The sequence below is a fragment of the Chitinophagales bacterium genome, assembly GCA_019694975.1.
GTDB lineage: Bacteria > Bacteroidota > Bacteroidia > Chitinophagales > UBA10324 > JACCZZ01.
The window spans coordinates 205,324-219,260 of sequence record JAIBAY010000005.1 but is presented as its reverse complement, the minus strand read 5'-3'; the positions used below and the strand labels follow the sequence as shown (position 1 = coordinate 219,260).

Here is a 13,937-nt window from a genome sequence, read left to right as displayed (position 1 = left end):
TTAAAACCCAGCGTTGAGTGAAAATGAAAACGACCGCACACCGGGCAATGAAGCCCATTCAAATCCCTGTGCATCACCTGCACCCATGATGCCTTCGGGATTGATATGGTCGGGTAGTGTATTGTAAATATAAAACAGGTCGCGCCCTGTCACCGAAACAGACAACTCACGGAAGATTTTCAGCTTTTTGACAGCGCTGGCAGGAAGGCTGTACGATAAGCTCACTTCGCGAAACTTGACCCACGTATCTTCCACAATGCCCGGCGTTGACAGGAAATGTCCCCATCCGCCGGCATTCGGCATGTATTTGTAGTAATAATGAACCACCGTTTCATTGGGTGTGCCGTCTTCATGCACACCCGGAAGGATTACACCCGAATTGCTTTCATTGCCTTCGGTATCTGTAAACGGAAGTGCATCTCCGTCGCGCTCAGTGAGTGTTGCAGGACTTTGCCCCGTCTGCAAACCGATGACATAGGAACCGCAGTAGATATCTCCGCCCCACTTGGTATCTATCAGTGTGCGCAAAGTGAAATTCTTATACCGGAATTCGGTGGTCCAACCCGCAAGAAAGTCCGGTGCAGCATTCCCGATAGGAACACGCGTATCGGTGATCTCATATTTTTTTCCATCATCACTCACTACAGGCTGACCATTTTTATACACGTAGTCCCATCCGAGGATGGTTCCAAAATCATCTCCTGCATGCAATGCCATCTGTGGACCGTTTTCACCCCAGATGTCGGCAAGAATGTATGTGTCGGCAAAATCACCGAGGCTGACTACTTTATTCCTGTTTCTGGAAATATTCAATCCTGTTTTCACGGCTACATGATTTTGCTGCAACACCGTAGCGCTAAGCGTGACTTCCCATCCCCGGTTACTGAGTACGCCTTCGTTAATAGATACCAGCGGTGCACCGGAGGAAGCGGGCAACGGAAGGGAGATGATCTGATCGAAGCAGTATTTGTAGTAATAGGTAAAGTCCAGCGTGATACGATCGTTGTTGAAGCCGAGGCTGGTGCCGGCTTCATAAGAATTCACCCTTTGTGGTTTTAGCGCTACAGGAGGAATGGTTCCCGGATACAAGGAGTACTGATCTCCGCCCCACAAACCGGTGGTGTAATAAAATTCAGTGAGGTAGGGATCGGTATCGGTAGCAGTTTGTGCGGCACCCATCCTTATCTTAAAGAAGCTGAGCCAGTCATTCCTAAAGTTGAATGCATCGGATGCTATAAAACTGACGGAGATGCCCGGATAAAAATATGAGTTGGCATTTTCCGGCAGCGTGGACGACCAATCATTGCGGCCCGTGAGTTCTGCAAAAAGGAAATTTTTGTAGGATAGATTCAGAAATGCATAGAGTGAGTTGATTCGTTTCCTGTAAAAGGTTGCCTGAGGAATGAGCGATGCCGGATCATCTCCTTTGCTGATGACGATGGTGTTGCCGTCAGCATCCTGTCCGTATACAGTTGGCGTATAATTGGAGAGGCTATACCAGTTGGGGAAATACCATGTTCCTGAATGCGCACTTTGGTTACGCATATTCCGGTCCCAGCTGGAGCCGCCGAAATTGACGGAGGCATTAATACCGGAGTTGAAGATCTTATTCCTTGTTGCCGTCAGCAGAAACTCATTGTTATAACTCCGGTCGCGTTGCTGTGTTACGGCATAATATCCGCCTAAGAGACCAATCAGATCGGCAGGTTTATTTTTCTGTTCAAACTCATCACCCGTATAATCAATACCAGTGCGGCCGGTAAAAGAGAGCCAATCAGTAATGGCATAGTTAAGGGTGAGGCCGCCGGTCAGCTTAATCCGGTCAAGCGTTGTATTGTTATTATAATAATTCCACCAGAGGTACTGATCGATATACAAATACGGATACCCTTCGAGCGGATCGCGTGTTCCGTCGGGCAGTGTGTAATGGCTGAGGTCTTCACCCAGGTAACTTCGAGGCCATGAATACAATAGTCCTTTGCTGAATGAACTGGGATCTTCACCCAGCATAGGGCTGTTCAGCCGGTGATAATCAGTATAAGCTGCCGATAAACCCAGGCTGATACGGTCAGAAACCTTCAGGTTGGAATTGGTGCTCAGGGTGGTTTGGTTGTAATTGCTGTTGTAAACTATTGGGCTATTATCGGTGCGGGTAAGTGAAACCCGGAGTGAGCCAGCTTCGCCTGCACCTTCTACTGACAGATTGTGTGTTGCCGTATGGCCGGTTCGGAAGGGAATCTGCAGGTTTTCCGGCTGTGGTGACCATGGGCGCATCACACTGTCCCACCATAGTATCATCTGGCCGTTATAAGCGGGTCCCCAGGAAACAGCTGATCCGGGATAACCGAATTCCGCATCGGTTGATAAAGATGGTAACATTGGAGTGCCATCGGAACTATAGGTGAAATCAGGTGCAGTGTACAGCGTGGAAGGCGCGCCTCCACCATAAGTATTTTGCACGTCGCGGTAGCGGTATGGATCCGAAATTTTATAGGAAAGGTTATAAGAAATACCAAGTCCTTTTTGCTGCCTGCCTTTTTTAGTGGTGATCAGCACCACGCCATTGGCTCCCCTTGAGCCATACAATGCTGAAGCCGCACCGCCTTTCAGTATTTGTATGTCTTCCACATCTTCCATATTGATGTTGTTGATGGCGGAACCCCAGTCACGGCCCCTTCCTACATCCACCATTCCGGGATCGTTGCTGATGGGAATACCATCTACCACGATCAATGGCTGATTATTGCCACCGATACTGTTGTTGCCGCGGATGGTGATGCGTGTGGTTCCGCCGTCCACACCGTCGGGGTTAGCTATCTGAACGCCTGCGGCTTTGCCGGTGAGCGCGTTGAGGACGTTTGGCGAATTGGATTGCCTGATTTCGTCGCCGCTGACTTTTTCAGTGGAGTAGCCGAGCTCGCGTTTTTGCCGGTTCAGTGCAAGCGCTGTTACCACCACTTCATCAAGTTCTGAATTGGGTTGCAGGGTGACATTTACAACATTTTGTGTTCCCGCAATTATTTCCCGTGTCGCATATCCGACAAAACTGAAAAGGATGGTATCGCCTGCCATAACCCGGCGGAGCGTGTATTTACCATCAGCGTCGGAGTTCACTGCATTGGTGGTGCCCTTTACTACTATGGTGACGAAAGAAAGTGGTTGTCCGTTTTCTGCAGAAGTAACAGTGCCGGTAATGTCTGATACCTGTGAAAAGGCGTAACCGGCACCAAACAGCAGCAAGAGGGCAATTAGTGGTAGAATTTTTCCCATCACGCGAAGGTTACTTTACTTTTTTGAGGCTGGTTCAAGGTAGAATAATTGTAAGTTATCTCAAAATATCAGGGTAAAGGGACCTGGTGTTCCTTTCATTATTGTTTTTTAAAGAAAACAAAGAAGAAAAATCAGGTTAAGGCCGAAAATAGTTGACTTTTCATCCCCGTAAAATATTTTTCAGTTTTTTAAATCGCAGTGCATCCGGATTTCGTATCTCCCTTTGCCTGTCGGCAAAAAAACTTTCCACTCAAAAAAATATACCATGGAGTTGATAAAAAAAAACTTTTACATAATCTCTGCGATTATTCTCATCCTTTTTGTAGGAGTAATTGTTGCCTTTCGTAAAGAGGAGCCGGATGTGCTGCCACTTAAGAACCGTATCGGCGGCACTTCTATGGGCAATGAATGGTTGAACACCAAAGCTGCCATTGAAGGATTACTGGAAAAGATCCGTAAGAACCCCGATGACGCCAGGTCAAAAATTCAGCTTGCACAGGCATATATTCAGGAAGCCCGTGTGACGGGAGATTATAACTATTACGATATGGCCTGTATCAAACTCCTGAACGGTTTGATCAGCAATGATCCGAAAAATTATGAAGCCCTGGCCACTCTGGCGACAGTGTACCTGTCGCAGCATCATTTTCAGCAAGGCCTCGATATGGGTAAAGCAGCGCAGCGCATCAACCCGCATGCGGCATTTGTGTATGGTGTGCTGACCGACGGATACGTAGAGCTTGGAAAGTATGACAGTGCAGTGTACATGGCAGATTCCATGTGTGCCATCAGGCCTGATTTGCGTTCCTATTCGAGGATTTCATATCTCCGTGAAATTTTTGGCGATGTCCCGGGTGCCATAGAGGTGATGAAGATGGCGGTAGATGCCGGAGTGCCGGGCCTGGAACAAACAGAATGGGTGCGTGTGTACCTCGGAAGATTATATGAGATCAATGGCAAGATTGATACAGCTGAAATGTATTACAAGGCAGCCAATAAGCTGCGTCCTAATTATGCCTATGCGATTGCCGCTTTGGGACGGGTGGAACAGGCCAGAAAAAACTACAGTAATGCTATCATGTACTTTGAACAGGCCGCTTCACTGGTGAAGGACTATGCATTTGGTGATGAACTGATGGATCTGTACAGGCTGACAGGACAAACTGAAAAGGCCGATTCGATAGGTAAGGAGACGATCAAACTGTTGAAGCAACATGCAAATTCCAATGATGAAAACGGCGATGCCGGCCACTATGCAGATAAGGAGCTGGCCACTGTTTACCTTAAAATGAATGATAAAGATGCGGCATTGAAACATGCTATGGCCGAATACAAGCGCCGCCCTGACAATATTGAGGTGAATGAGCTTATGGCATGGATCTATTATAAGCGTGGTGACAGCGCTGCAGGCATTCCGTATTTAGAAAAAGCAATGCGCACTGGTTCACGGAATCCGGTGCTGCTCTGTAGAGCAGGCCTGATCTATTGTAAAAATAATCAGTATGAGAAAGGCAAGACACTGCTGCAGCAGGCATTTGAGATCAATCCTTATCTTGCCGGAGACCTTGCGGAGGAAGCAAGTGCATTGATTACACTGCCGGCCACGAAACAGGAAGGCGGGGCTGCAACTTTAGTGATGTAGGAAATTAAATCAACCTGGAATGACGCAATTTTACCGGCAAACAGCATGAAAAATTCCGTAGCGGCAATTAGCATAAAGGCCACCTTGCTTACAGTGGCTATCGTAATGGCAGGCGGTGCGGCTGTTTATGCTCATTCGATGAATTATGATTTCAGCAAGATGTCGAGAACTGATATCGGGCTGGCGTATCTGCTACTGGGCTTCCGGCACATTATTCCGGCTGGAGCAGATCATATGCTTTTTATTCTCAGCATCTTTTTACTCTCAAGCAACCTTACTAAGGTGATATGGCAGGCCACCGCATTTACCATTGCGCATTCCATAACGCTCGGATTGGCGATGTATGGACTAATCACACCACCTTCCGCTATTGTTGAGCCGGTAATAGCTTTATCCATTGTATTGGTGGCTTTTGAAAATATCATCACTGCAGAGTTACATCCATGGCGCATCTTTATCATATTCCTTTTCGGACTCGTGCACGGTATGGGTTTCGCCAGTGTGCTAATCGGGCTGGGACTGCCACAAAAGGAATTCCTGACCGGGCTCATCACTTTCAATATCGGGGTTGAGCTGGGGCAGATTACCATTATTCTACTTGCTTATTTTTTATTCGGTAAATGGTTTGGCCAGTATCCCTGGTACCGGAAAAGAATTGTTATACCACTTTCCTGTTGCATCGCTGTCATTGCTATGTATTGGACAGTGGAAAGATTATCCGGCACCATTGGTTAGGTATATGCCGATATGATGGTATTGACCATCTGTCAATCAACCATTTCTCTCTAAAAGGCAACCTTACATCTGACGGTCACATTTTTTTTAATTATTTTGAAGTCAAATCACAGCTATGAATAAATGCGTACTCTTTGCTTTATTGTTCAATATTGCACTGCCGGGCTATGCGCAATTCCGATACATCTCACCGCAACCCGGTTCAATCTACCAACACCCCGAGCGTAATATCATTTTACGCGATGGTCGTGAGATAGATGAAGTTTCCATTCAACAGCCGGCACTTTTTAAGATCTCAGGTTCGCGGAGCGGATATCATGAAGTGAACTGCCGGCTTTCTGATGATGGTAAAACTATTTTAATACAGCCTGTTACACCGTTTTCATTTAATGAGGAGATTACAGTTGACATTTCCAATGGTATCAGGACGCAGGCAGGAGAGGAGTTACAGGGTTTTGTCTTCCGTTTCCATACCTGTCCTGCACCAACTGCGGAAGCCACGCTTGAGTTTGAAAAGTACAGAAAGAAGATGATGGAGGAACTTTCAGGTAGCAGCAGTGAAGACGGCTTGACTGATCCTTCCTTGCAGTCGCCACCACTTGAAATCAACGTGAACACTAATCCTGCACCGGGCGAAGTATTTTTTCATAGCATCAGCCTGACAGGTGCACCGGTGGAACAGGCTGCTATTATGAGCAGCGACGGCCATTTTCTTATGAGAACAGAATCGCAGGTGAAAGGACTGAACTTCGACATCAACCGCAACGGTTATCTCACGCTGTACGATGAAACCACGGCAAGCTACCAGTTGCTGGATTCCAATTATAATGTGATCAATTCATTCCAGGCAGGTAACGGTTATATTACCGATATTCATGAGTTTGTCATTCTCCCTGACGGGCATTCTTTTATCATCGGCCTCGATTATCAAACGGTTGACATGACGGTATATAACCCCAATTACAGTCCGCATGCTACAGTGATAGGAGCGGTATTACAGGAACTTGATGCTTCAAAGAACGTGATCTTTGAGTGGCGCAGCTGGGATTATGTCGATATTCCTGAAGCCCTGCATGAATCGCTCTTCTTCAGTTTTATTGATTATGTGCATGCGAATTCTATAGATATTGATACAGATGGAAATATTTTGCTCTCCTGCCGCCACCTCGACCAGGTAATTAAGATTGACCGGAACACAGGTGATATGATCTGGCGGCTTGGGGGTGTGATGAACCAGTTCACTTTCCTGAATGATACACTTGGCTTCAACTATCAGCACGATGCTCGCAGAATTGCCAATGGTAATATCACATTGTATGATAACGGTAATTATCACCCTGTGAAAACTTCCTTCGCCAAGGAGTACAGGCTGGATGAAGTAAACATGACCGCGTCCAAAGTATGGTCATACACTCATCCTTTCATCAACGGAAAAACGGTGCGCGGCTTTGCAATGGGAAATATGCAACGACTTCCCAATGGCAACACCTTTATCAACTGGGGGTCGATCTATATCGGCAGCGTGCTGGGTAAAGGATCACCTAACCTGACGGAAGTGGACAGTCTTGGCAATATTGTTTGGGAAATGACACTGGATCAAAGCACCAAAGGTGTTATTTACCGCGCACACCGGTATGTATGGGAGCCTTGTGCAAGGCCAACAGAAAATACACTCAAATCAAAAAATATTACTGAAAGCAGTGCGAAACTCACCTGGGGCCATGCAACAAATGCAACCGGCTATACCATTTTTTACAAATCGCTTACCGATTCAGTATGGAGTTCAAAATCGGCTTCAGGAACGAGCAAGGTCCTGAATGATTTGTTGCCGGGCACAGTGTATCAATGGTATATTCAAACCAAGTGTGATACGATACCAACAGTTACATCAGCAACAAGTAAATGGAAGAAATTTACCACACTGCCGCAGAAGAATGCCGCGGTTATTGCGGATGAATCGGATATCCATGTTTACCCGAATCCGGCAAACAGTTATCTGACGATTGATGGGTTAAACGGAATCGATAACCATATCACACTGTTTGATGTCTGGGGCAGAATGGTGCTCGCTTCATGCTCGGTTGCCGGTGAAACATGCACCTTTAATATCAACAACTTGTTACCCGGAATTTATTTCCTGAAGATAGTGCAGGATGAAAAGCAGCTGATTAAAACTGTTGAAATATTGAAACAGTAATCTTTTGTTGGGTCACTTTCCGCAAATATGGGTGCATGGCACTCTCCGCCCGTGAGCGGGATTCATTTAGTCTAGCAGTAGCATGCATGCCTTCAACATGGTTTCGATATTCAACAAAGAGAAGCAATCACAAAACAGGCAATCCATGTAGTCATGCCGAATTTATTTTGGCATCTGTCCATGAACGGAAGAGATCCGGATCCTGGCCAATCGGGACAGGTTGACTCCGGGTATTTTGAGATAGCTTCCAGGACTAACAGGCGCGTTCATGTTTCTGCAGAAGTTTTCTAACTTTCGGCTTAACCTGTCTTTTAACTTTCTAAAATTATACCTGATGAGGAATGCTGCTTTCCTGATTGTGTTGGCTGCTTTTTTTTACAGCCATGCTTCCTTGGCACAATACCAGTTTATTGCGCCGTTACCCGGATCAACGGACCACAACCCCGACAGAAACATCATCATTCGCGATGGCAACCTGATGGATGCTGCGATTGTGAACAGAAAAAACCTCTTTTCCATACACGGTTCACTGAGCGGTATTCATGATTTTGATATCGTGTTGTGCCGGGATCAGCGGACCATCCTGCTCAACCCACTAACTGCTTTTACGGAAGGAGAAACGGTAACAGTGAACATCGGAAACGGATTGCAGCGTTTGGATGGCACTGCCGCGCCGGCTTATACATTTCATTTTTCCATTCACCGTAAATATGATACCGGTGAAATGAGCAGAATCAACGCCGCGAGAGCGGAGCAGTGGGAACAGGAGTTTGGTAATCAAGTCATGGGCACGGGCAATGAGAAATCCGGTGACAATGCAGGCACTTCACTACCGCCATTCTATATTACTACCAATACCAACCCGTCGCCGGGTGAGATATTTTTTCATAACTATAATTTTTACGGGTACGAAACATATCACCATTGTATCATTACCAATAACGGTGATTCCATTTATTCCAGTGGTGCAAATAACATAGGATGGGATTTTAAAATCAATAAGAATGGTTACCTGACGATGTACAGGAATTTTCCGCCAAAGTTTGAGAGTTTTGATTCTTCCTTCATACAAATTGGCAGTTACCTCACTAAAAACGGTTACCTCACGGATATACACGAATTCCAGATATTTCCCGATGGGCACTATTATCTGCAGGCATACTCCAACACCTTTATGGATCTTTCAGTCTATGATCCTTCCTATAATAAAAATGCGCTGATCACCGGTCTCGTGATTCAGAAATTTGATAAGGACAAAAACCTGCTTTTTGAATGGCGCAGCATAGACCATATTCCGGTGATTGAAGCACCGCATGCTTATTTCGGTAATCCCACCATTGATTACGTGCATGGCAATGCCATAGAGGAAGATCTCGATGGCAATATTATCATCTCCTGCCGTCATCTCGACCAGGTGAATAAGCTAGATGTGAATACAGGCAATTTTATCTGGCGGCTGGGTGGTGTAAAGAACGAATTTACTTTATTGAATGATTCCATCTGGTTCACGTATCAGCATGATGTGCGGCAATTGCCCGATGGACACATCACCCTTTTTGACAACGGGAATTTTCATGCAGATCAATGTTCCTATGCGCGAGAGTATGCGCTCGACGTGGTAAACAAAACAGCTACATTGGTATGGTCATATAAACATCCCGACGTCAATGGCAAGCATGTATATGGTTCTGCCCTGGGAAGTGTGCAGCGCCTGAGCAATGGTAATTCATTTATCAACTGGGGTGGTATCTTGCCGGGAAAGGATTTTCCCAATCTTACAGAGGTTACGCCGGAAGGTGAAATCGTATGGGAGATGAAGCTGAAAGATAAATACAATGATGTCATTTACCGTGCTCATAAATATGAATGGAATCCCTGCGCGCGCACGTTGTCATCAAAAATGAAAGCTAAAGATATTACGGCTACATCCGCCAACCTGGAATGGCACGATGCCAATGGTGCCACTGCCTATAAGCTGCAACACCGTGAAGTGGGCACAACCCAATGGTCGAATAAAACCATTGATGACGGAAGCAGTGCAAAATTGTTGAAAAACCTTGAGCCTGCAACAACGTACGAATGGCATGTGCAAACGATTTGCAGTAATGGTGTCACCTCGCCATATACTGACATGGCCACATTCACCACATTACCACAAAAGCAGGCAGCAACTGCATTAACAATAGCTTCAACCGTTTATCCGAACCCTGCGAAGGATGTAGTGCATATTGCACTGGAAGATGGAATACAGCAAAACATATCGGTACAACTGCAGAACCTGTTAGGTGTTGTGCTATATCAGGATGTTTTCATCGCTTCGGTTTCCGGCAACCTGCTTACCCTTCCCGTGAAAGATTTTCCAGCTGGTATTTACTGCCTGCTTTTGAAATCCGGCAACACGGAGTCTGCCATGAAAATCGTTATCGAATAGATCGAAAGGGAAATGACAAATAGCGGTAATGAAAAATGCATCGAAGGAGGATTGGGTTTTCAAGTTGTTTTCTCACTGCACACCGATTATAAACCTTACAAGGCGTGATGAAGCCATGTATTGCTGGCAACCAACGCGGTTTGACAGGCAACTCAGAAAAATCGTGCAGTACTCACGTCATATTCCGGGAGCGGAATGCCCATTGGTTAACCGGTGGCAGGGTGGATGAAGATCATCATCATATTGACCGCTAAAACATTTTGACTGCATGATTGTTTTAAGGCTCGAAGCGGGTAGCATGATGCCGGCAATTTCGAAGATCTTATCTTGCTGTATGATGTTCAATTATTCATTAACATGAAATTTTTTGCTGATTCACACGATGGCCAGCTATCACATCAGGGACTTTGAGGCATTGTCGGGCATAAAGGCGCACACGATACGCATTTGGGAGCAACGCTATGGCCTCCTGAAACCTACGCGTACTGATACCAATATCCGGCAATACAGCGATGATGAACTTTTGATGCTGCTCAATATTTCTTTGCTCAATAGAAACGGGTTTAAGATTTCACAACTGGCGAAGATGCAGCGCAGTGAGATGGAGGAACAGGTAAGAATCATCACTTCCAGCAATTTCGAGCATGTGAACCAGGTAGATGCACTGACGATGGCGATGGTGGAGCTCGATGAGGCGGCTTTTGACAGGATCATCAATATCAATATCGCACAAGCAGGGTTTGAATCAACTATGGAAATGGTCGTCTTTCCCTTCCTGCAAAAGATTGGCATCATGTGGCAGACAGGATCGGTAAATCCGGCACAGGAGCATTTTATTTCGAACCTTGTAAGACAAAAGTTAATTGCAGCCATTGACAGGCTGCAACTGGAAAAGGAGAAGCTGATCAGCAAATCGCTTTTGTTCCTGCCGGAAGGTGAACTGCATGAGTTGGGTTTGCTTTTCCTCAACTATCTGCTGCGCAAAAACAACCATCATGTACTATACCTCGGACAAAATGTACCATTCCGGGATATTGAAAAAGTGGTAACATTATTCCGGCCCAACCAGCTGTTCAGCGTATTCACCAGTTGTCCGGTACCAATGCAACTATCCGCTTACGTGAGTAAGCTGTCGAAACTTCTTCCCAAAGGGCGGATTTATTTGTCCGGCAATCTTTTATTGCGACAAAAGATCAAACTTCCCGCTAACGTTGAGTTGATCAGGGAATGGGCAGCTATAAAATCAGTCATCTCTGCATAATCCCACTGACTGATGTCGTTATTATTTAGGTACCTCCTTCTTCCTGAAAAGTGTTCTCCTTTCAATGATTTAAAGTGAAGCTGTCTCAAGATAGCTGAAGTCATCCTGTCCAGATTGATCAGGATCTCTGCAATTGATTAACAAATGCCGGAATCAATTCAGCATGACCGCATTGATTACCTGTTTTGAGATGGCTTCGGGTTATTCAGTATCCGGACGTTCATATATTACCTATGTCATTGCATACTCTATTGCGCTTAGGTAATTCAATTGTTTGTATTGATAGCAGCCTGCCGGTATGTCATTGAAAGTTTGAATTGTATTCTCAGAACATCCGCAGCAGGCGTAATTTGTCTGGTGGTACATTGAACCTTACTGCAGAGATGAAGCGATATTGAGCGGACGGTTTATTAAACTGCAACCATTTGCAAAATGTGTAAGCAATTTATATAAAAAATAAACAAAAAAGGAGAGCATGTTTCACTCCGGATATCGGCTATGCAGTTTTTTTATTGACCGTTTTGTGACGGATTGCTGGTGAATTTATAAGGATACTGGCATGGTCATTGAACAATAAGGAGTAGTCTCCAAAGATTGCATAAAATAAATGTTTAAGAAAAAGATTGAAAAGATAAACAAATATTGTAGCTTTGTCCGGTCAATAATTGTTAATGTCTAACTCTTGCAGTTATGTCAACATTGGAATTTAATAACCAGGTGGAGCAATCTTCACAATCGCTCTATGCTTTTGCATTCAGCCTTACACGTGACATCGAAGATGCCAAAGACCTTATCCAGGAAACAGTTTACCGTGCCTTGCTGAACCGCGATAAATTCAGGATTGGCACTAACCTGAAGGCATGGCTGTACACCATCATGCGTAACATATTCATCAATAACTACCGTCGCAATCAGAAGCGGCCGACGCTGACAGATTCCGACGCGAATGAATTTGTGGTGAATAACCGGGCAGTTACGACCGTGAATGGCGGAGAGGTGAGGCTTGGTATGCAGGAGATAGAAAAGGCCATAGCAGATATTGATGAAAGTATCAGCGTTCCTTTTCTGATGTACTATGAGGGTTACAAATACAATGAAATTGCAGATCATCTCTCCATACCATTAGGCACTGTAAAGAGCAGAATATTTTTTGCGCGCAAAGAGCTGCAAAGAAGACTTCGTCGGCACTAACAACAGCCGTGTGTGGCGCTATCTGTTCCATTGAAGGTAAGAGAGGATCAGCAGAAAGAATAGGAATGATAGCATACGGCCGCTCCTTGCCGCTGTAACTGGTATTTATTAATATGCTTCGCTGATTTCATCCCCACCTTAACAGAAGGAATTGCTTACCGGCTAATCAATTAGGTATATCTGTTGTTTCTGTCTATTTTTTCAAAAAATTACAAATGCATCCGTTGTTGCCATTGGCAGTAGCCATTGCTCCGGGCATCGCTATTGCAATCTTTGTATACAGCAAGGATAAATATGACCGTGAACCCAGGAAACTGCTCATCATATCTTTTCTGATGGGCATGACGGCGACTATACCTGCCATCCTGATGGAGCAAGCCGGAAGCTCCTGGTTACCACTTATTGATTCAACGCAGCGGACAGCATTGCTGGCCTTTGTAGTGGTGGGTGGCAGCGAAGAGCTGATGAAATATTTAATACTGGTTGCATATGCCTACAGGCGAAAGGAATTCAATGAACCATTCGATGGAATAACCTATTCTGTAATGATCAGTATGGGGTTCGCCACACTGGAAAATATATTTTACGTCAGTCAGTATGGAATGGGAAATGCATTGCTGCGGATGTTCACCGCTGTGCCCGCCCATGCCACATTCGGTGTGATCATGGGCTATTATGTCGGGCTTGCCAAATTCAGGAAGGGTTCGTTCTTACTGTTGTTGCAAGGATTCCTGTTTGCAGCACTCATGCATGGCGCGTATGATTTTTTTCTCATGGCTGACAATATTCCGCTGATTGCCGGCGGAGCAATCGTTTCGCTGATACTCGGCATCCGTTATTCATTATTGGCCATCCGGCTGCATCAGCAGCAATCACCATTTATTTAAACGCAGGCAGGTATTAACGCTCTGCTGCATTGCGATTTTTAGAAGTTATCACAAAATGCCTGGCGTCATCCTGTCCCGATTGATCGAGATCAGGATCTCTTCCATTCATTGACAGCTACCGGAATAAATTCGGCATCACCGCATTGATTGCCTGTTTTGAGATAGCTTCTTGTTTTGAAACTGAGGGAATACAATTCGTCCGGCTGGATGCATGCTGTTAAGCTAAGTGTATTTCCCGATCTCATTTAGTAAACCGGCACCCGATTTCGTTGCCTTTCCTGAGTATGGGCCAACACTGATGTCAATTTGGAAACCGGTATTTT

General features: G+C 45.3%; 8 protein-coding genes. 7 read left to right on the top strand and 1 reads right to left on the bottom strand.

The features are described from left to right. Complete coding sequence (locus K1X61_11280; protein MBX7109220.1) at nt 1-3,270, bottom strand: SusC/RagA family TonB-linked outer membrane protein; 3,270 nt, start codon at nt 3,268-3,270, stop codon at nt 1-3. 265 nt (nt 3,271-3,535) lie between these two features. On the opposite strand from K1X61_11280, the gene K1X61_11275 reads away from it, so the two are divergent. The 7 genes from K1X61_11275 (at nt 3,536) to K1X61_11245 (ending at nt 13,614) form a co-directional block, all read left to right on the top strand. Then, nucleotides 3,536-4,912 carry a hypothetical protein gene (locus K1X61_11275; GenBank protein MBX7109219.1) on the top strand — a complete coding sequence of 459 codons (1,377 nt, stop codon included), beginning with the start codon at nt 3,536-3,538 and terminating at the stop codon, nt 4,910-4,912. Between the two features lie 45 nt (nt 4,913-4,957). Continuing rightward, complete coding sequence (locus tag K1X61_11270; GenBank protein MBX7109218.1) at nt 4,958-5,647, top strand: HupE/UreJ family protein; 690 nt, start codon at nt 4,958-4,960, stop codon at nt 5,645-5,647. A gap of 115 nt (nt 5,648-5,762) precedes the next feature. Next, nucleotides 5,763-7,844: an aryl-sulfate sulfotransferase gene (locus K1X61_11265; protein MBX7109217.1), complete on the top strand. Its 2,082-nt coding sequence runs from the start codon at nt 5,763-5,765 to the stop codon at nt 7,842-7,844. 334 nt (nt 7,845-8,178) lie between these two features. Then, nucleotides 8,179-10,275: an aryl-sulfate sulfotransferase gene (locus tag K1X61_11260; GenBank protein MBX7109216.1), complete on the top strand. Its 2,097-nt coding sequence runs from the start codon at nt 8,179-8,181 to the stop codon at nt 10,273-10,275. Between the two features lie 367 nt (nt 10,276-10,642). Beyond that, nucleotides 10,643-11,536 (top strand): MerR family transcriptional regulator, encoded by an 894-nt coding sequence (locus K1X61_11255; GenBank protein ID MBX7109215.1) that lies wholly within the window; start codon nt 10,643-10,645, stop codon nt 11,534-11,536. 690 nt (nt 11,537-12,226) lie between these two features. Beyond that, nucleotides 12,227-12,727: an RNA polymerase sigma factor gene (locus K1X61_11250; GenBank protein MBX7109214.1), complete on the top strand. Its 501-nt coding sequence runs from the start codon at nt 12,227-12,229 to the stop codon at nt 12,725-12,727. A gap of 215 nt (nt 12,728-12,942) precedes the next feature. Next, nucleotides 12,943-13,614, top strand: a complete 672-nt coding sequence (locus K1X61_11245; GenBank protein ID MBX7109213.1) for a PrsW family intramembrane metalloprotease — start codon at nt 12,943-12,945, stop codon at nt 13,612-13,614. The last annotated feature ends 323 nt before the right edge of the window (nt 13,615-13,937 follow it).